This is a genomic window from Pseudonocardia sp. DSM 110487 (assembly GCF_019468565.1).
Taxonomy (GTDB): domain Bacteria; phylum Actinomycetota; class Actinomycetes; order Mycobacteriales; family Pseudonocardiaceae; genus Pseudonocardia.
In genome coordinates this window covers 10,040,917-10,057,197 of record NZ_CP080521.1, presented here as the reverse complement: position 1 = coordinate 10,057,197, position 16,281 = coordinate 10,040,917, and the positions used below count along the sequence as shown (strand labels likewise).

The following is a 16,281-nucleotide window of genomic DNA, read 5'->3' as shown; positions in this document are numbered from 1 at the left end:
GGCCCGCTACTCCGAGGAACACCGTTGACCGTCATCGCTCCCCGCCCCACCCGTGCCGGCCGCCGCGAGTGGGCAGCGCTCGCCGTGCTGCTCCTGCCCACGCTGCTCGTCACGATCGACAACACCGTGCTCGGCTTCGCCCTGCCGGCGATCAGCGCCGCGCTGTCGCCGTCGGCGACGCAGCTGCTGTGGATCGTGGACGTCTACCCGCTCGTGCTGGCGGGTCTGCTGGTGACCATGGGCACGCTCGGCGACCGGGTCGGCAGGCGCCGCACGCTGATGGTCGGTGTGGCCGGGTTCGGCGCTGTCTCGCTCCTCGCCGCCTTCGCCACGGACGCGGCGCACCTCGTTGCCGCCCGCGCCCTGCTCGGGTTCTTCGGCGCCATGCTGATGCCCGCCACGCTCGCGCTGCTGCGCACCCTCTTCCGGGATCGGGCCCAGCGCAGGTTCGCCGTCGCGATCTGGGCCACCGGGTTCGCGGCGGGATCTGCGCTCGGCCCGATCGTCGGCGGGCTCCTCCTGGAGCACTTCTGGTGGGGCTCGGTGTTCCTGGTCAACGTGCCGGTGATGCTGGTCCTGCTCGGGCTCGCCCCTGCGCTGCTCCCGGAGTCGCGCATGCCGCACCCCGGAAGGCTCGACCCGCTCGGTGTGCTGCTCTCCCTGTTCGCGATGGCACCCGCCGTGCTCGCGGTGAAGCTCGTCGCACACGACGGCATCACCCCGATCGCGGCGCTCGCGCTGCTCGTCGCGATCGTCGCGGGTGTGCTCTTCGTACGCCGCGCGGAGGCCCGGCGTGCCGCGGGTGAGGAGCCGTTGCTCGACGTCACCCTGTTCGCCTCCCCGGTGCTGCGGCTCTCGGCGCTGGCCAACGCCACCACGATGTTCGCCCTCACAGGCCTACTCTTCTTCTCCGCGCAGTATCTCGTGCTGGTGCGGGGGCTGACGCCGATGGACGCCGGGCTGGTGCTGCTGCCCGGGTTCGTCATGACGATGCTCGCCGGACTGGCGGCCGCGCGGCTGGGCCGCCGGTTCCCGCTGCGTGCGCTGGTCCCTGCCGGGCTGTTGCTGGCCGCGTCCGGGTACCTGCTGTGCACGCTCATGGGCGCCGACCACTCGGTCGCCGTGCTGCTGGCGGCGAGCGTGCTGGTCGGGGCCGGGATCGGGCTGTCGGAGACGGTCACGAACGACGCGATCCTCGCCGCGGCTCCCGCCGACCGGGCCGGCGCCGCGTCGGCCGTGTCCGAGACGGCGTACGAGATCGGTGCGGTGCTCGGCACGGCCGTGCTCGGCAGCGTGCTCTCGGCGGTGTACCGCGCCGGCGTGGAGGTGCCGAGCAGCGTCGGACCGACCTACGCCGCGACGGCCCACGAGACGCTGGGCGGAGCGGTCGGCGTCGCGGACCGGCTCACCGGGGTGCCCGCGGCCGAGCTGCTGGACTCGGCGCGCGCCGCGTTCACCGGCGCCGTCGGGATCACCGCGCTGACCGGCACCGTCGTGCTTGTTCTCGTCGCTCTGACGGTGTTCACGGGGCTGGCGCGGAGGAACTAGGGCGGTCGTGGCCTGCGCGGGCTGCGGCGACCTCGTCCATGTGGTGTTCCGCCCATTCCTTGATGTGGGCCAGCAACGGCATGAGCGTGCCGCCGAGCGGGGTGAGCGTGTAGTCGACGCGCACCGGCACCGACGGCGTAACGGCCCGGCTGACCAGCCCGTCCCGCTCGAGCGAGCGCAGGGTCTGGGTGAGCATCTTCTGGCTGACGCCCGCGATGCGCCTGCTCAGGTCCGAGTACCGCCGCGGCCCGTCCGCCAGCGCCGACAGCACGAGCGTCACCCACTTGTCGCTGATCCGGTCCAGCAGCTGGCGGGTGGGGCAGGACGCGATGTACGCGTCGTACCGGCGCGCCGCCTCCGCGCGGCGCTCACTCGCGGTTCGGGTGGCCATCTCTCCTCCGGGTGCGGTACGCACTTCCAGGTGCCTTCTTCACGTTGGAGAGTAGCTCTCCGATAGTGGTCGCATGCGTGCACTTGTGGCCCGGCGGCTCGACGGGCCGGATGCGGTCGAGCTGATCGAGACCCCTGTTCCCGACCCGGGACCGGGGCAGGTCCGGATCAGGGTGGCCGCTGCCGCGGTGAACCCGGTCGACGTGGGCACGGCGAGCGGCGGACTCGTCCGGATCGGGCTCACGCCGCCGCGCGACCAACTCGGTCTCGGCTGGGACGTGGCGGGCTCGGTCGAGGCGGTCGGCGCGGGCGTGGACATTCCGCTGGGCACCGCGGTGATCGGCCTGTCCGACCTGCTCGGGAGGCCACTGAAGACCCACGCCGAGCACGTCGTCCTGGACGTCTCGGCGATCGCGCCGGCCCCGCGTGACCTCGACCCGGTCGCGGCCTCGACGATCCCGCTGAACGCCCTCACCGCAGACCAGGCGCTCGAGGCACTGGCGCTCCCGGCCGGAGCCACGTTGCTCGTCACCGGCGCCGCTGGCGCGGTCGGTGGGTACGCCGTGCAGCTGGCCCGGCACCGCGGGCTGGAGGTCGTGGCCGGCGCTGCCGCGGCCGACGAAGCGCTCGTCCGCGAGCTGGGTGCGCAGCACGTCATCCCCCGGGGCGCCGACCTGCCCACCGCCGTGCGGGAGCTGGTGCCCGGCGGGGTGGACGGCGTCGTCGACGCCGCGCTCGTCGGGGTCGCCGCGCAGGAGGCCGTGCGCAACGGGGGCGGATTCGCCCACCTCGTGGCCACCCCGCCGCCCGCGCCGCTGCGTGGCATCCGCGTGCACACCGTGCTCGTCAGCGCCGACGGTGACCGGCTGCGCCGGCTCGCAGGCATGGTCGAGGACGGGGTCATCGGGACGAGGGTGGCCGGCGTGCACGCGCTCGACGACGCCGCAACGGCCTACCGAATGGTGGCGTCCGGCGGGTTGCGGGGGCGCCTCGTGCTCACACCTTGAACGCGGCGATGACCTCGCCCATCCGGGCCACCGGGGCCGGGTCGCGCAGGTCGGGCAGGCGGACCGCAACCTCCGCCACGCCGATCTCCGCGAGCTCCCGGAACCGTCCGACCTGGTCGGCCACGGTGCCCGCATGCACCTGCTGCGCGTACCGGCCGGGGTCGACGGCCCGTGGCCGGTGTGCCTCGACGAGCGCGGCCACCTCGGCGCTATCCCAGCCGACCAGCGCGGTGGTGAGGTGCGACAGCTCGACGGCGCGGCCGGTGCGGGCGCAGTGCTCGCGGAGCACGGCGGCCTTGCGCGCGACCGACGGCAGGTCACCCAGCACGTTGGCGACGTCGGCGTAGCGGGCGGCGAGCGGCAGAGTGCGCCGCTCGCCCCCGCCGCCGAGCACGATCGGCACGTGTTCCTGGAGCGGCCGTGGATAGCCGGAGGTGTCGGGCAGGTCGAGCACCCGCCCGCGGAACGGCTTGCCTCCCGGCCCCCACAGCACCGGTAGCGCCGCGAGCGCGTCCTCGAGCAGGGCGTACCGCTCGGCGAGCGGTGGGAAGCCGAACCCGTACGCCTTGTGTTCGGTCTCGAACCAGCCGAGCCCGATGCCGCAGACGGCGCGGCCGCCGCTGAGCACGTCGAGCGTGGCGACGATCTTGGCGAGGTGCCCGACGTTGCGGTGCGTCACGGCGGTGACGAGGGTGCCCAGCCGGACCCGCTCGGTGCACGCGGCGAGCCACGCGAGGGTGGTGAAGCTCTCGGGGAAGTCCTCCCACGCCCGGCCCAGCTGCGGGATCTGCCGGAAGTGGTCCATCACGTAGATCGCGTCGAAGCCTGCTGCCTCAGCGGCGCCCGCGATCTCGCGCAGCCGGTGCCGCATCCCGGAGGCGCCGCCGCGGAACTCCCCGATGTGCAGCGCGAACCGGAGCCCGACGGGGTCGTCCTGCTGGCGGTGCGCCGCCGCGTCGGACTCGAGGAAGGTCTGCGGCACCACCCGGACCGGCTCGGGCGCGAGCACCTCGTCGAACCCCTCGCCGGCCAGCGCGTCGCGCACCGCGGGCCACGCCTTGAGCTGCGCGGTCAGCACGGCGGCTGGTACCGGCCGCTGGCGGGCGCGGTTGCGTGCTCGGCAGACACCGGCCGGGGTGTCGAACGCGACGGCGACACACGCCATGCCGTGCTCGCGGGCGAGGCGCAGCCAGGTCGCGCGTTTCCCGGCGTCGAGCCCGGTGGTGTCGACGACCGTGGTCAACCGGCGTGCCGCGCGCCTGGCGACGATCTCGTCGAGCAGGGCGAGCGCGTCGGCGCTGGCCGCGATGTCATCCTCCCCCGCTCCGACCAGCGCGCGGAGCCGGTCGCTCGACACCACCGCGTCCGGCGGGAACTGCTCCGCGGCCCACGTCGACTTGCCGGATGCGACAGGCCCAGCCAGCACGACCATGCAGGGCGACGGCAGCCGCACCTAGTGCCCCTAGCTCCGCAGCAACCGCACCAGGTCGACGACCTGGCGGCCGAGCGGGCGCAGCACCGGCAGCCGCGAGAGCCGCACGAGCCGCGCGACCATCGGGACCGTGCGATCCACGAGCATGCGAGTGCGAGAGGCGCCTTCGGAGCGGTCGTGCACCCAGAACAGCACGATCCCCAGGTGCTGCAGCCACATCAGTTCGGGGAGCTCGCGCGCCAGCTCGGGGTCGGGGTCGACCCTGGCTCCGGCGAGCACCTCCCGGTAGAGGTCCACCGCGGCCGCGCGCGCGGGACCGCTCTCCTGGCTGAACGGTGACAGCGGGTTGCCGGGCTGGGCGGCCACCGCGAAGAAGCGGCCCGCGAACTCCCGGTACGGCTCCGCCACCGTGATCCAGGCATGGAGCGTGGCGCCGAGCCGGTCGGCGAGGTCGGCGTGCCCGGCGAGCCCCGGCAGCGCGAGCGCGCGGTGCTCGGCGACGAGCTGGTCGTAGAAGCCCTGGACCAGCTCGTCCTTCGAGGAGAAGTAGTAGTAGGCGTTGCCGACGGACACGCCGGCGCGCTCGGCGACCGCACGCATCGTCGTGCCCTCGAAACCGCGCTCGCGGAACAGCTCGAGCGCGGCGCTCACGATCGCGTCGCGGGTGCTCCCGCGAGCTGTCGTCACAGATGGCCCTGCTCACCCGCGGGGTGGGTCTGCACGGTGCTGATCCCGCGGTCGGCGAGGCGCTCCTGGACGTGCTCGGAGATCTCGGAGGCGCGCCTGCGCTCGCGCACCCGGATGAGCACGAGCATCGAGATGCCGTAGGCGATGCCGAGCGTCAGCAGCACCACGCCGAGCTTGACGACGAACTCCTGCAGGGCGTTGTCGGCGGCGACGTCGGTGACCGAGATGATCGCCAAGACACCCAGCGTGACCAGGTGGAACAGCACCGACAGCAGCAGGTTGACCGACCGGGTGACCTTCTCCTCGTGGAAGACCTCCAGGAGGAACGGCTCGCCTGCCCTGACGAGGAGGCGGCCCACGAGGAAGGTCAGCCCGACCGACACTGCGAGCAACACGATGTACTGGGTCATCTCGGATTCCATCGGGCCCTCCCGGGATTTTTGAACGTGTTCAAGACACTACGCGGCCCATGCGGCGCGGTCCACTGGTCGTGGGCCGTGCGTCAGGTGTGGGCGCTCACACCGACGGGTACCCGCGACGCCATGAACTACCCGTCGACCTGGTGCTCGGGAGCAGAATGTAGGGGAAAGCGCTTTCGATTCTTCTGAATCGATTACCTGATCGGTCCTGTGAGTGAGCCGACAGCCACTCGTCGTGCATGGAATAGCTGTTCACAGGTACCGTCGACACCCATCTCTTCACAGCACACCCACCCGAATCAGGGTCGGGTGTGCGCAGCATTTCCAGGCCCGGGGAAGCCGGCGAGGAGCGAGGACGATATGACTGCGATGACCGTGTCGGGGATCGACGGAGCGCCCACCGCGAACGCTGAGCTGCTGTCCTGGGTGCGTGAGGTCGCGGACCTCACCACGCCGGACCGCGTCGTGTGGTGTGACGGGTCCGACGAGGAGTGGGACCGCATGACGACGCAGCTCGTCGAGGCGGGCACGTTCGTGAAGCTCAACGAGTCGAAGAAACCGAATTCGTTCTGGGCTGCCTCCGACCCGGACGACGTCGCGCGTGTCGAGGAGCGCACCTTCATCTGCAGCGCGGAGCGGGACGGCGCGGGCCCAACCAACCACTGGATGGACCCGGCCGAGATGAAGAGCACGATGACGGAGCTCTACCGCGGGTGTATGCGCGGTCGGACCATGTACGTCATCCCGTTCTGCATGGGCCCGGCCGAGGCCGAGATCCCGATGCTGGGCGTCGAGATCACCGACTCCGAGTACGTGGTCGTGTCGATGAAGATCATGACCCGGATGGGCGCGTCGATCCTGCCGCTCTTTGCCGACCGGGGCGGATCGTTCGTGAAGGGCCTGCACTCCGTGGGCGCCCCGCTCGAGCCCGGCGACGAGGACGTGCCGTGGCCGTGCAACGACACGAAGTACATCAGCCACTTCCCCGAGACCCGGGAGATCTGGAGCTTCGGCTCCGGTTACGGCGGCAACGCGCTGCTGGGGAAGAAGTGCTACGCGCTGCGGATCGCGTCCGCGATCGCCCACGACGAGGGCTGGCTCGCCGAGCACATGCTGATCCTCAAACTGATCTCGCCGGAGGAGAAGGCGTACTACGTGGCGGCGGCGTTCCCGTCGGCATGCGGCAAGACCAACCTCGCGATGTTGCAACCGACGGTGCCCGGTTGGCGCGCCGAGACGATCGGTGACGACATCGCGTGGATGCGTTTCGGAGAGGACGGCCGGCTCTACGCGGTGAACCCCGAGTTCGGCTTCTTCGGCGTCGCGCCGGGCACGAACTGGAAGACCAATCCGAATGCAATGCGAACGATCGAAAAAGGTAACTCGCTCTTCACGAACGTCGCTCTCACCGACGATGGCGACGTGTGGTGGGAGGGCCTCGAAGGTGATCCGGAGCACCTGACGTCGTGGCTCGGCGAGGACTGGACCCCGGACTCGGGCAAACCGGCCGCCCACCCCAACTCCCGCTACACAACTCCGATCTCCCAGTGCCCCGTCGTGGCGCCGGAGTGGGACGACCCGAAGGGCGTGCCGATCTCGGCCATCTTCTTCGGCGGCCGCCGCAAGACCACGGTCCCGCTGATCACGGAGTCGCGGGACTGGCAGCACGGCACCTTCATGGGCGCCACGATGTCGAGCGAGATGACGGCCGCCGCCAAGGGAGGGAAGGGCCAGGTGCGCCGCGACCCGATGGCGATGCTGCCCTTCCTCGGCTACAGCGCGGGCGACTACTTCCAGCACTGGGTGAACGTCGGCAAGGGGGCGGACGCCGGCAAGCTGCCCCGGATCTTCTACGTCAACTGGTTCCGCCGTGGTGAGGACGGCCGCTTCCTGTGGCCGGGCTTCGGTGAGAACTCGCGCGTGCTGAAGTGGGCGATCGAGCGCATCGAGGGCACGGGGACCGCCACCGAGACCGCCATCGGGTACGTCCCCACCCCTGACGCGCTGGACCTCGAAGGCCTCGACGTGCCCGCTGCCGACGTCGACGCGGCGCTCGTGGTCGACACCGAGGAGTGGAAGGCGGAGATCCCGCTCATCGAGGAGTGGTTCGAGAAGATCGGCGACCGCCTGCCCACGTCGATGCGTGACGAGCTGGAGGCGCTGAAGCTCCGCCTCGGCGCCTAGCTCGCTCCCGCGATCGGCCCGTTCGTCCGGAGCTGTCGGACGAACGGGCCGTTCTCGCGCGGTGGCTCGTACGATCCCCGCGTGACTCGATGGCACCTGCTTCTGCTCGTGCCGTTCCTCACGCTCGTGACGCCGTGGTTCAACTCCGTGGAGCCACGCCTCGCGGGGGTGCCGTTCTTCTACTGGGTGCAGTTCGCCTGGATCCCGGTCACGGTCGCGTGTCTCGGCGTCGTCCATCTCCGTACGCGGCGGCGGGATAGTGAGCCACCTGGACGCAACTGACCGTTCACCGCATCAAAGGCGCCGTTCATCGAGTGATAAGCGACCGTTCATGTGTCTTAATCGTTTTGGTCGCCACGACGGCGACGGATCCGGCGCCTGCGCCCTGATCGGGTGGCCGGACGCCGCCGCGAGCGGCCGTTCCGGCGCTCCGTGATGGCCGACCGCTGTCGTCCGTGTTCCACGAGTGCAACATTCGGACGGCGCCCACGATACGAGGGTGACCACTGCCCGGGCGGTGGCAGCGGAGGTGACCACGTGCTCGAAGCCGGACCGGCGAACCACAACGGCGAGGACGACGACCTCGCCGTCTTCGTGGACCGTCTCGCGGCGGCGGGATCGGACCAGTCCACCACCGACGCGCAGACGCAGATCCACCACGCGATCGCGGTGGGCAACTCGCCACCGGGGGTTCGCAGGCTCGCCGAGGCCCTTGCCGCCTCGGTCGCCGAGCTCCCCCCACCACCCCGCAGACCGGTGGAGGACGCGGCGTCGCTGGTCTCGGCGGTCCGGGACAACACGCTGGTCGTCCTCGAGGACTTCGACATGCCGGCCACCGCCCGTGCCGTGGCCGCGTTGCTCGCCGACGGGCGGCGCGTGGTCGTCACGGGCGCCGTGCCTGCCGAGCTCGCCGCCGTCCGCGCCGCGCTGCCACCCGACGCCGCTGACCGTGCCCTGCCCCACCTGCCCGGTCTCCCGCCCGCGGAGCTGCGTGAGCTGAGGCGCCTCCTCGCCACCTCGACGCCGGAGCGCCGAGCGCGTGGTGACCAGCTCCTCCCGCCCGAGACGGCTCTGCCGGACGCCGGCGAGGTCGCACAGCTGTGCGCGCTCGCCGCGGGCTCGGAGGCCGCGGGCGACGGTGAGTGGATGCTGCCCACGCTCCTCGCCAACCTCGACGAGGATCGCCGCGCCGCCGTCACGTCAGTGGCGCAATGCGTCGACCGCTCGCTCGCCGCCATGCCGCCGCGCGGCGAGCACGAGTGGGCGTGGCGACTGCTCTCCGAGCTGATCTACGGCCGCCAGCGCGCGGTGTTCGACAGGATGATCGAGGACACGGCGGAGGTGAGCACGGTTCTCGACCGCACCCGCTCCGCCCCGCCCGTGTCGTTCACGGCGGCGCCTCCGCCGGGTGCGCTGCAGACCCTCGCCCGCTACCGCGAGTTCCTCGCCATGGGTGGCCGCTCGCGCTCGTACTTCAGGTCGGCCGCCCAGCGCGACGTGCAGCCGGTGCTCGACGCCGTGCGGATCGGGATGCGGCTGCCCGAGAGCGTGGAGGACATCGACCGGGTGCTCGAGTACCTCGAGCTCGTCGAGCGCCAGGCGCGCGTCGACGCCGCATGCGCCGAGCTCGGCGTGCCCATCCCGGCCGACGAGAACGAGCTGGCCGAGATCACCGACGGGTTGCGCAGGGTGGCCACCGCCGCCCGCTCGGTGGGCGCCCTCCGCCACGACGTGTTGTTCCTCGCGGCCGACTCGCCGCTGGCGGTACCCGACGTCGACGCCGCCAGGCAGATCGCGACCGGTGTACTCGAGTTCGCGGTGCACGGTTCGGGGGTCGACGCCGCCCGGCGGCTCGACGGGATGGCCGATGCGCTGGCCGGGTTGAGCCCTGTCACCGCCACGGCGCCCGAGCACGAGCGTGCGGTCACGGCGTTGCGCGAGCGCGACGTGCGCGGCTACGCGGCCGCCGTCGACGCGCTCGGCGCCGCCCGCCGGGAGCAGCGCGACGACCAGCTGCGCGTGCTGTTGCTGCAGCGCCTCGAGGAGGGCGCCCCGCGTCTCGCGGCCGCATGGACGGCACTCGCCGAGACCGCGCCCGCCGCGCTCGGATTCGTGTCGTTCGTGCCGGTGGAGCCGCTGCTCTCCACACTCCCCCCGACCGACAGCGCCGACGTCGTGCTGGTGCTGGGTGCGAGCGGCCTCGGCGTGGAGCGGTTGCTGCTCAGCGCCGTGGCGCCCCGGATCGTCGCCGTGACCGGGCCGGGTGATGCCAGCGGCGACAGCCCCACGCTGCTGAGCGTGCTGCAGCGCGCCTCGGCTCTGGTGATCCGCGGCCGCCCGGCAGGCGGCCGGGTCGTCCCCTTCAACGGTGGCTCGGCAAGGGCCGCGACACCAGTGGGGCAGGCAGGCGCCTAAGCGACCACCGGGCTCAGGCGCTCACGCTGTCCAGCAGCGTGATCGGATCGCTCCCGGTCGCGTCGCGCCGCCACCCGCCGCGGCCGGCCGGGCGCTCCAGCTGCCACCCGTCGGTCCTGCGGAGCAGCCGAGCCACGGGGGTGGCCGACCATGCGGGGCCGAGCTCCGGGTACGCGGGCGGCCTGCGCTCGAAGATCGTGATCGCGTCACCGTGGATCGTGTAGGCGATCTGGCGGTGGTCGCGCTCCCCAGCGGGGACACGCGCGGCGCACCAGTGCGACAGCCGCATGCGGATCTCCTCGGGCACGGCCATGCCCGCATCGTCCCGGTTGGACGGGCCCGAGTCGAGCGCTATGAGGGGAAAGGCAGGAGCGTTAGCTTCGGGGTATGACAGCAGAAGCGGTCCCGGTGAGCCGGTTCGGCCACGTCGAGCTGGAGGACATGCCAGAAGACCTGCGTGCGCGGGTGGGCGCTGTAGCCGAGAAGGCGGGCTTCGTGCCGAACGTGTTCCGTGCTCTGGCGCGCAGGCCCGCGGAGCTGCGCGCATTCCTGGATTACCACGACGCGCTGATGGACTCCGACGACGGATTGAGCAAGGCCGAGCGGGAGCTGGTTGTCGTCGCGACGTCCGGCGCGAACCACTGCACCTATTGCATCGTGGCCCACGGGGCGATCCTGCGCGTCCGCACGAAGGACCCGGAGATAGCCGACCGGGTGGCGAGCAACCCGTGGGGTGTCGAGCTGAGCAGGCGTGAGCGGGCGATCGTCGACCTCGCGCTGCTGGTCGCCACCGACTCCGCGGCCCTCACCGATGCCGAGCTCGACGACGCGCGGGCGGCAGGGCTCAGCGACGAGGAGATCTGGGACGTCGGAGCCATCACGGCGCTGTTCGCGATGTCCAACCGACTGGCCCACCTCACGGCGCTGCGCCCGAACCCGGAGTTCTACCTGATGGGAAGGCTGCCCCGGGGCTGAGATCGCCCCGCGCGCACGTGCGCGCAACCGCCAGTACACGTGGTTGTGACCGAGAACGGAGACGATCAGGTGATGGCGAACCTGTTCGGGAAAAGGGCGGCAATCGTCTCCTACCGCCTGGGTATGGCCGACGGAGTGTCGGTCACGGCGGCCCAGTGGGCCACCGCGCTGCAACGCCTCGGTATGCGGGTGCGGACCGTCGCCGGCGACGGCGATCCGGACGTGACGGTCCCCGGCCTCGCCCTCGACGCGCCGCTCCCGCCGTCGCGGCACGCGCTCGGCGCCGCACTGGACGATGCCGACGTCGTGATCGCCGACAACATCTGCTCGCTGCCGATGAACATCGCCGCAGGCCAGGCGGTGGCGGAGTACCTGCGCGGACGTCCCGCCGTGCTGCGCCACCACGACCTGCCGTGGGAACGCGAGCGGTACGCCGACATCACCACGTGGCCGCCGGACGACCCCGAATGGCGGCACGTCACGGTCAACGAGCTCGCTCGCTCCGAGCTCGCTGCCCGCCGCGGGATCGCGGCCAACACGATCTACCACGGCTTCTCCGAGTTGCCCCGTCCGGAGGCACGAGGCCCCGCCCGTGCCGCGCTCGGCGTGGGCTCCGAGGTGCTGATCCTGCAGCCGACGCGGGCCATCCCGCGCAAGAACGTCCACGTCGGCCTCGCGATCGCGGAGGCGCTGGGGGCCACCTTCTGGCTCACCGGCCCCGCGGAGGACGGCTACGCCGACGATCTGGCCCGGCTGCTGGAACGCGCGCGGGTGCCGGTGCGCCGCAGGCTCCCGGACGGCATGGCCATGGCGGCCGCGTACGCGGCATGCGACGCGGTGGTGCTGCCGTCGTCGTGGGAGGGTTTCGGGCTCCCGCTGATCGAGGCCGCACTGCACCGCAAGCCCACGGTCGTGGCCGATTTCCCGGTGGCGGCGGAGCTCCGCGCGTTCGGCTTCCGCTGGTTCCCCGTCGACGACCCCGCGCAGCTCGACGCGTGGCTGGCCGGTCCGGACCCGGCCCTCCTCGACCACAACCAGAAGATCGCCCAGGAGCACTTCGGCATCGACGCCCTCGCCGAGCGCCTCGAGCGGCTGCTGACCGGGGCGCCCGACCTCCACCCTGCCGAGATCGTGGAGGGAGACCTGGACGCCGCCACCGCATGACAATTGCTTCCGGTGGTCGAGTAGGGCCGGCGCCCCAGGGCCGGCGCTACTCGACCACCGGAGGAGGGGTGGTCCGCGTGTGAGCGGTTACGACTTCGGGCGCAGCCGCAGCTCCTGCATCCCGCCGTCCACGGCGAGCACGATGCCGGTGGTCGAGGTCGAGCGCGGGCCGGCCAGGTAGGCAACCGCGCCTGCCACCTCGTCGGCCGACACGAGCCGCCCGTGGGGCTGGCGTGCCTCCAGCGCGGCGCGTTCGGCGGCCGGGTCGTCGGCGCGCTCCAGAAGCCGCCCGACCCACGGGGTGTCGGCGGTGCCTGGTGCGACGGCGCAGACCCGGATCCCCTCGGCGAGGTGATCGGCCGCCATCGCCCTGGTGAGGGCGTGCACGGCGCCCTTGCTGGCGCTGTACACCGCACGCTGTGGGATGCCGGCCGTCGCGGCGATCGAGCCGGTGTTGACGATCGCGGCGGACGGGGACCGGCGCAGCGCCGGCAGGGCGGCCCGCGTTGCCCGGACCATTCCGAGCAGGTTGACGTCCAGCACCCGGTGCCACTCGTCGTCGGGGTTGTCCGCGACGGTGCCCTGCGCCCCGATTCCGGCGTTGTTCACCAGGACGTCGAGCCGGCCCCACTCCTGCAGCACGCGATCCACGGCGGCCCGCACCGAGGCGTCGTCGGTGACGTCGGCCTGCACGGCGAGCGCGCCATCGGGTGGGTTGCTCACGTCCCGGTCGAGCACGGCGACGCGGGCGCCGTCGGCCATCAGGCGGCGCGCGATCGCCGCCCCGATCCCGGACGCGCCGCCCGTGACGGCCGCGACCAGCCCGTCGAACTCGCCCGCCATCAGCGGCCCTCGACCAGGGTGTGGCGCTGCCGGCCGAGGCCCTCGATCTCGATCTCCACCACGTCACCCGCGGTCAGGAACGGGAAGCGCCCTGAGAGGGCGACGCCCTGCGGGGTGCCGGTGATCACCAGGTCGCCCGGCTCGAGCGTCATGTACTGCGAGAGGTGCCAGACGAGGAACTCGACGTCGAAGATCATGTCCTTCGTGGTGGAGTCCTGGCGCGGCTCGCCGTTCACCCAGCTGCGCAGGCGCAGGTTGCCGTGATCCACCTCGTCGGGCGTCACGAGCCACGGCCCGGTCGGGCAGAACCCGGGGGCGCACTTGCCCTTGCTCCACTGACCGCCCGAGATCTCGATCTGGGCGTGACGCTCGGACAGGTCGTCGGCCAGCACGAAGCCGGCCACGTGGGCGAGGCTCTGCTCGGGCGACTCGAGGTAGGCGGCGGTGCTGCCGATCACGAGGCCGAGCTCGACCTCCCAGTCGACCTTGGCCTGCTCGCTGCGCGGCATGGCGACGTCGTCGTTCGGTCCGCCGACCGTGTTCGGCGTCTTGAAGAAGATCACCGGGTTCTCCGGCGGCGCGGCCCCGGACTCGGCAGCGTGCGCGGCGTAGTTCATCCCGATGCAGATCACGGCGCCGGGACGGGCGATCGGTGAGCCGGTCCGCAGGTCCGCGGCGCCCTCCAGCACCGGGAGCGATCCCGCCTCTGCGGCCGCGCGCACATCGGCAACCGCACCTCTGGCGAGGAAACCGCCGTCGATGTCGCGGGCGAGCCCGCGCAGGTCGTAGGTGGCGGTGTCGGTGACGAGCGCCGGGATCTCGGCTCCGGCTGGTCCGAGGCGAGCGAGCTTCATCGCGGCTCCTAGAGCGTCGAGCGAAAGATCTGATGTCCGGGAGGGAACCTACCTGTCGCATGGCCCGAGATCGACCGGACGCACGTCACGGGGTCACGAGCAGCGCGGCGGCGATCCGCTTCGCCCGCAGTGCGGCGGCAGGACCGGGCTCGCGGAGGGTGCTGACGATGGCACCGTCGATGAGTAGCAGGAACTGTTCGGCGAGCGTGGCGTGGTCGGCTCGTCCCGCTGCGGCGAGCCACGCGTCGAGATCGGCGAGGACGCCGTGCTTGTGGGCCGCGGCGGCACGATGCAGCGGATCGTCCGCCTCCACGAACTCGATCATGGTCCGGATGGAGGCGCAGAACGACGCCCGGCCGACCCCGACTCCGCCAGCAGGCGTTCGACGCCGACCGCGCGGACGCCGGGAGAGGCGGGCCGGCCGGCCACCGTCCTCGCGCTCGCGTACGCGATCTCCGCGCCGCTGGTGGGCGCGCTCGCGGCCGGCCGGCCGCAGCGCACGGTGGCGACCGCGGCACTGCTGCTTCAGCGTGGGGAACGCCTTGACCGCACTCGCGCCGATCTATGCGACCGTGCTCCTCACCCGGGTCGTCACCGCCGTCGGGGCGTCGCTCTACACAGCGAGCGCGACGTCGGCCGCGGCAACACTCGCCGGCCCGGCGCCTCGTGGCCGCGCCATCGCGATCGTGATGCTGGGGATCACCTCGTCGCTCGTGCTGGGAACGCCGCTGAGCACCGTTCTCGGAGCGCTGCTCGACTGGCGGGCCACGCTGTGGCTGGTCACCGCGCTCGGCGTGCTCGCAGCCGTCGTGATCGCGGTCCGCCTCCCGCTGCTGCGCCGGGATGCGACCGCCGGCGGCTCCCGCTTCGCGCCGCTGGCCGACGGGAGGGTGCGCGAGCTGCTGGCCTGCGGTCGGGGCACTCGCCGTCGATGGGTGGGGTGGAGTGTGGATCGGCCCGCTCGCCGCCGCGTTCGTGCTCGCGGCAGGATTTGCTCACCCGTGTGGTGGGCGGCACTTCTTGACCGACAGACATCGGATGTCTACGGTGGGCCGCGCATCGGCAGAAAGGACTGCGCGTGAGCCGCATCACCGCTCTGGAGACCGCGGACGTGCGGTTCCCGACCTCGCTACAGCTCGACGGGTCGGACGCGATGAACCCCGATCCCGACTACTCCGCGGCGTACGTCCACATCGTGACGGACGCGGGCGACTCGGGCCACGGCTTCGTCTTCACCATCGGCCGCGGCAACGACGTGCAGGTGGCCGCGATCGAGGCCCTCGCGGGACACCTGGTCGGCAGGGAGGTCGAGCCGCTCCTCGCCGACATGGGAGCGACGTGGCGCGAACTGGTGCACGACTCGCAGCTGCGCTGGCTCGGCCCCGAGAAGGGCGTCATGCACATGGCGATCGGCGCGGTCGTCAACGCGCTGTGGGACATGCGGGCCAAGCGGGAGGGCAGGCCGCTGTGGCAGGTCCTGGCCGCGATGACGCCGGAGCAGCTGGTCGACCTCGTCGACTTCCGCTACCTCACCGACGCGCTCACCCCCGAGGAGGCGCTGCAGATCCTGCGTGCCGCCGAGCCGGGCAGGGCCGAGCGGCAGGAGCGGTTGCTGCGCGAGGGTTACCCGGCCTACACCACCACGCCGGGCTGGCTCGGTTACGACGACGAGAAGCTCGCTCGCCTGTGCCAGGAGGCGGTCGATGAGGGGTTCGACCAGATCAAGCTCAAGGTCGGCGGCGACCTCGCCGACGACGTGCGCAGGCTGCGGATCGCCCGCGAGGTCGTCGGGCCGGACATCCGGATCGCGGTGGACGCCAACCAGCGGTGGGACGTCGCCGACGCGATCGGGTGGATCAAGGAGTTGGCGAGCTTCGACCTCGCGTGGGTGGAGGAGCCCACCAGCCCGGACGACGTGCTCGGCCACGCCGCCATCGCCCGCGGCATCGCGCCGATCCCGGTGGCGACCGGGGAGCACATGGCCAACCGCGTGATGGCCAAGCAGTTCCTCGCGGCCGACGCGCTGCAGGTGCTCCAGATCGACGCCACGCGCGTGGCGGGCGTGAACGAGAACGTCGCGATGCTGCTGCTCGCGGCGAAGTTCGGCGTGCCGGTCTGCCCGCACGCCGGTGGTGTGGGGCTCTGCGAGGCGGTGCAGCACCTTGCGATGTTCGACTACGTCGCCGTGTCAGGGCGGCTCGACGGGCGCAAGATCGAGTTCGTGGACCACCTCCACGAGCACTTCGTCACGCCGGTCCAGGTGACCGGGGGTCGTTACCGGACGCCGACCGAGCCCGGCGCGGGCACCGAGATGCACGCCGCCTCGCTCGCCGGGCACACGGTGTCGCGCGATGGTTGACCGC

Annotated in this window: 17 protein-coding genes; 9 read left to right on the top strand and 8 right to left on the bottom strand. The window is 72.1% G+C overall.

Translation table 11 applies throughout. The features are described from left to right. Positions 1 to 24: 24 nt before the first annotated feature. The gene (locus K1T35_RS47000; protein ID WP_220258086.1) at positions 25 to 1,548 is read left to right on the top strand and encodes an MFS transporter; all 1,524 of its coding nucleotides are present in this window, start codon (positions 25 to 27) and stop codon (positions 1,546 to 1,548) included. Here K1T35_RS47000 and K1T35_RS46995 read toward each other — a convergent pair. Continuing rightward, the gene (locus K1T35_RS46995) at positions 1,523 to 1,939 is read right to left on the bottom strand and encodes a helix-turn-helix domain-containing protein (protein ID WP_220258085.1); all 417 of its coding nucleotides are present in this window, start codon (positions 1,937 to 1,939) and stop codon (positions 1,523 to 1,525) included. The two genes, K1T35_RS47000 and K1T35_RS46995, sit on opposite strands and share 26 nt — an antisense overlap. Positions 1,940 to 2,012: 73 nt before the next feature. Between K1T35_RS46995 and K1T35_RS46990 the strand changes: the two genes are divergently transcribed. Next, a complete protein-coding gene (locus K1T35_RS46990; protein ID WP_220258084.1) occupies positions 2,013 to 2,945 on the top strand; it encodes an NADP-dependent oxidoreductase in 933 nt (310 codons plus the stop codon). On the opposite strand, the gene K1T35_RS46985 is transcribed toward K1T35_RS46990, so the two are convergent. From K1T35_RS46985 to K1T35_RS46975, 3 genes are read right to left on the bottom strand one after another with little or no spacing between them, the layout of a single operon-like run. After that, a complete protein-coding gene (locus tag K1T35_RS46985) occupies positions 2,935 to 4,377 on the bottom strand; it encodes a TIGR03560 family F420-dependent LLM class oxidoreductase (protein ID WP_220258083.1) in 1,443 nt (480 codons plus the stop codon). The two genes, K1T35_RS46990 and K1T35_RS46985, sit on opposite strands and share 11 nt — an antisense overlap. Positions 4,378 to 4,407: 30 nt before the next feature. After that, entirely contained in the window at positions 4,408 to 5,064 is a 657-nt protein-coding gene (locus tag K1T35_RS46980; protein ID WP_255621407.1) for a TetR/AcrR family transcriptional regulator, read from the bottom strand. Then, on the bottom strand, positions 5,061 to 5,486 hold the full coding sequence (locus tag K1T35_RS46975; RefSeq protein ID WP_220258082.1) for a hypothetical protein: 426 nt from the start codon (positions 5,484 to 5,486) through the stop codon (positions 5,061 to 5,063). Before K1T35_RS46975 ends, K1T35_RS46980 begins: the two co-directional genes overlap by 4 nt. A 357-nt stretch (positions 5,487 to 5,843) precedes the next feature. Between K1T35_RS46975 and K1T35_RS46970 the strand changes: the two genes are divergently transcribed. The 3 genes from K1T35_RS46970 (at position 5,844) to K1T35_RS46960 (ending at position 10,082) form a co-directional block, all read left to right on the top strand. After that, complete coding sequence (locus K1T35_RS46970; RefSeq protein ID WP_220258081.1) at positions 5,844 to 7,667, top strand: phosphoenolpyruvate carboxykinase (GTP); 1,824 nt, start codon at positions 5,844 to 5,846, stop codon at positions 7,665 to 7,667. 81 nt (positions 7,668 to 7,748) lie between these two features. Further along, positions 7,749 to 7,949 (top strand): DUF3311 domain-containing protein, encoded by a 201-nt coding sequence (locus K1T35_RS46965; protein ID WP_255621406.1) that lies wholly within the window; start codon positions 7,749 to 7,751, stop codon positions 7,947 to 7,949. A 255-nt stretch (positions 7,950 to 8,204) separates the two neighbouring features. Beyond that, a complete protein-coding gene (locus K1T35_RS46960; RefSeq protein ID WP_220258080.1) occupies positions 8,205 to 10,082 on the top strand; it encodes a hypothetical protein in 1,878 nt (625 codons plus the stop codon). Positions 10,083 to 10,095: 13 nt separating this feature from the next. Here K1T35_RS46960 and K1T35_RS46955 read toward each other — a convergent pair whose 3' ends face one another. Next, positions 10,096 to 10,395, bottom strand: coding sequence for a hypothetical protein (locus tag K1T35_RS46955; RefSeq protein ID WP_220258079.1), 300 nt, complete (start codon positions 10,393 to 10,395; stop codon positions 10,096 to 10,098). A gap of 74 nt (positions 10,396 to 10,469) precedes the next feature. Between K1T35_RS46955 and K1T35_RS46950 the strand changes: the two genes are divergently transcribed. Next, positions 10,470 to 11,057, top strand: coding sequence for a peroxidase-related enzyme (locus tag K1T35_RS46950; protein WP_220258078.1), 588 nt, complete (start codon positions 10,470 to 10,472; stop codon positions 11,055 to 11,057). A gap of 72 nt (positions 11,058 to 11,129) precedes the next feature. Beyond that, a complete protein-coding gene (locus K1T35_RS46945) occupies positions 11,130 to 12,221 on the top strand; it encodes a glycosyltransferase (RefSeq protein WP_220258077.1) in 1,092 nt (363 codons plus the stop codon). An 87-nt stretch (positions 12,222 to 12,308) separates the two neighbouring features. On the opposite strand, the gene K1T35_RS46940 is transcribed toward K1T35_RS46945, so the two are convergent. The 3 genes from K1T35_RS46940 to K1T35_RS46930 form a co-directional block, all read right to left on the bottom strand. Beyond that, positions 12,309 to 13,064 carry an SDR family NAD(P)-dependent oxidoreductase gene (locus tag K1T35_RS46940; RefSeq protein ID WP_220258076.1) on the bottom strand — a complete coding sequence of 252 codons (756 nt, stop codon included), beginning with the start codon at positions 13,062 to 13,064 and terminating at the stop codon, positions 12,309 to 12,311. Then, on the bottom strand, positions 13,064 to 13,918 hold the full coding sequence (locus K1T35_RS46935) for a fumarylacetoacetate hydrolase family protein (RefSeq protein ID WP_220258075.1): 855 nt from the start codon (positions 13,916 to 13,918) through the stop codon (positions 13,064 to 13,066). The genes K1T35_RS46940 and K1T35_RS46935 overlap by 1 nt, the downstream gene beginning before the upstream one ends. Positions 13,919 to 14,003: 85 nt before the next feature. After that, positions 14,004 to 14,243 carry a hypothetical protein gene (locus tag K1T35_RS46930; protein WP_220258074.1) on the bottom strand — a complete coding sequence of 80 codons (240 nt, stop codon included), beginning with the start codon at positions 14,241 to 14,243 and terminating at the stop codon, positions 14,004 to 14,006. Here K1T35_RS46930 and K1T35_RS46925 point away from each other — a divergent pair. Together K1T35_RS46925 and K1T35_RS46920 are read left to right on the top strand one after the other, a co-directional pair. Further along, entirely contained in the window at positions 14,242 to 15,000 is a 759-nt protein-coding gene (locus K1T35_RS46925) for an MFS transporter (RefSeq protein WP_370645283.1), read from the top strand. The two genes, K1T35_RS46930 and K1T35_RS46925, sit on opposite strands and share 2 nt — an antisense overlap. Next, entirely contained in the window at positions 14,997 to 16,277 is a 1,281-nt protein-coding gene (locus tag K1T35_RS46920) for an L-fuconate dehydratase (RefSeq protein ID WP_220258072.1), read from the top strand. Before K1T35_RS46925 ends, K1T35_RS46920 begins: the two co-directional genes overlap by 4 nt. Positions 16,278 to 16,281: the final 4 nt, after the last annotated feature.